Raw genomic sequence first — 2,093 nt, forward strand, 5'->3', positions numbered from 1 at the left:
GCCTCTGGATGAGGTGGTGATTTCCATCGCCGGCAGAAAGCACTGGCTTTGGCGTGCCGTTGATCAAGATGGCTATGGTCTTAACGAGATTGTTCAGAGCCGAAGCGATACGAAGGCTGCCAAGCGACTGCTCATCAGTTTACTGAAGAAAGCAGGCATGCCGCCCAAGCGGATCATCACCGACAAGCTCCGCTCGTATGGCGCAGCCAAGCGTGAGGTCATGCCAGCTGTCGAGCACCGATCCCACAAGAGTCTCAACAATCGAGCGGAAAATTCCCATCTGCCACTGCGGAAACGGGAGAGGACGATGCAAGGTTTCCGATCACCGGGAAGTCTGCAGCGTTTCATCTCGATCTTCTCCGCGCTTCGAAATCTCTTCGTCATCCCACCTCACAAACGATCCGCACTGGCCACCCACATTCATCGCATCCGCGCAATGGCGCACTGGAAGGCCGTCACCGGCGCGGCTGCTTGATAGCAGGCTGCCTTCGACAAAGACCGCTCAACGCTTGATAACGTGACAACTCCTGGCAGGGTCTCAGGTCATCCGCCCGAAACACGCCGACACCTTCGAATTCGCCGGCCTTCCATGCGTAGATCGCATCCTCGAAAATCTGCGGGAAGACGTCTTTGCTCGTGGGGTTGCCATACCATTTCGCAACGATCCTCAGGGCCTTGGCAAACATCGCCGTGCCTTTGCGGAGGTTCTGGCAGGCACCGACAAGGTCCGGCTTCAGATCCGCCGGCTCCTTGACGCCAATGCCTGCGGGAAACTGCGTCAGGCCAACGCGGACGACGGCCTGACCCGCGTATTGGCGCACGATCGCCATCGCCTCCTCAGTCGACGCCGCTTTCGGAACGAGTATCAATCGGCCGCCCGATTTGACTGTAACAGCGAGGGGATCATCCGAGCCCGCTGCCATCACGAATTGCTCGATGATCGCGGGCTTGAGGGAAGGGTCCGCGCATCCTTTTATCAGGGCGGCGTCGAGCATGATGCCCTCAAAATTTCCGATGGCAGCATCGAGCCACCGATCAAGAAGCCTTTCTTGCAATTCGAGCGAATCCGCGTTGATGATGGAAACCCGTACCCCTTCGCCCAGCGCGGCGATCTTGGCCAGCATCGGCACGAGAGTGCGAGGACGGATCCGTGATCGTGTTGTCAATGACACCGATCCTTAGTTCGCCACTGAGTTCACCCTTCAGATCCTTCGCCTTTTCCTGGAATTCCTCGATCGAGGTAAACAACTGCTCCGAATAGAGAAACAGGGACTCGCCCTGTGGCGTCAGCCTGAACCCCGCGCGTCCGCGCTGACAGACCCTATAGCCGACACGCTGCTTCAGCGCGGCGATATGATTTGAGACCGCCGACAGCGTGACGTTCAATGCGTTCTGCGCCGCCGCGAAGCTACCGGATCGCACCACGGCCTGAAACACCCGGAGTAACCTTAGATCAGTATCTGAGATGCGCATTACCGACCTCGTGCCACGAAAAATCAGTAACCAGATAGTTTATTATCAGAAGATATTCTAAAGTACGTCAATTATCTGTGGGTATTCCAGCCCTTTGCAGAACGCCTTGGCGGAGGCCCGGCTGGGCCCACTCAAACACTGCATATTCTACGCATTGACCTTGCGGCAGATCCAGGTCGATGGCGCGCTCGCACCAGACCCGCATTATGGCTGCCCTTGATGCAAGGCACGTGGACGAAGCCGGGCAAGCAAACCACTCGTCACAGTGCCTTCTGCAACTCCGGCAGCGCCTCGAAGAGATCGGCGACGAGACCGTAGTCGGCAACCTGGAAGATCGGTGCCTCCTCGTCCTTGTTGATCGCCACGATGACCTTCGAATCCTTCATGCCGGCGAGATGCTGGATGGCGCCCGAGATGCCGCAGGCGATGTAGAGCTGCGGGGCGACAACCTTGCCCGTCTGCCCGACCTGCCAGTCGTTCGGGGCGTAGCCCGCATCGACGGCAGCGCGCGATGCGCCGACGGCTGCACCGAGCTTGTCGGCAACAGGCAGGATCACCTCCTGGAACTTTTCAGACGAGCCCAGTGCACGGCCGCCCGAGATGATGATCCTGGCAGACGT

General features: G+C 58.6%; 4 protein-coding genes. 1 reads left to right on the forward strand and 3 read right to left on the reverse strand.

The window, feature by feature from the left end; genetic code table 11:
* A partial coding sequence (locus tag ACT6VE_RS34775; RefSeq protein WP_444802651.1) for an IS6 family transposase occupies positions 1 to 475 on the forward strand: 475 nt, incomplete at its 5' end.
* Here ACT6VE_RS34775 and ACT6VE_RS34780 read toward each other — a convergent pair.
* The 3 genes from ACT6VE_RS34780 to ACT6VE_RS34790 all read right to left on the reverse strand — a co-directional run.
* Positions 456 to 995, reverse strand: a complete 540-nt coding sequence (locus ACT6VE_RS34780) for a TraH family protein (protein ID WP_444802654.1) — start codon at positions 993 to 995, stop codon at positions 456 to 458. The genes ACT6VE_RS34775 and ACT6VE_RS34780 overlap by 20 nt on opposite strands.
* Positions 996 to 1,035: 40 nt before the next feature.
* Complete coding sequence (locus ACT6VE_RS34785) at positions 1,036 to 1,473, reverse strand: LysR family transcriptional regulator (RefSeq protein WP_444802652.1); 438 nt, start codon at positions 1,471 to 1,473, stop codon at positions 1,036 to 1,038.
* Between the two features lie 260 nt (positions 1,474 to 1,733).
* A partial coding sequence (locus ACT6VE_RS34790; protein ID WP_444802653.1) for an electron transfer flavoprotein subunit alpha/FixB family protein occupies positions 1,734 to 2,093 on the reverse strand: 360 nt, incomplete at its 5' end.

This window comes from Shinella sp., from assembly GCF_052438155.1.
Taxonomy (GTDB): Bacteria; Pseudomonadota; Alphaproteobacteria; order Rhizobiales; family Rhizobiaceae; genus Shinella.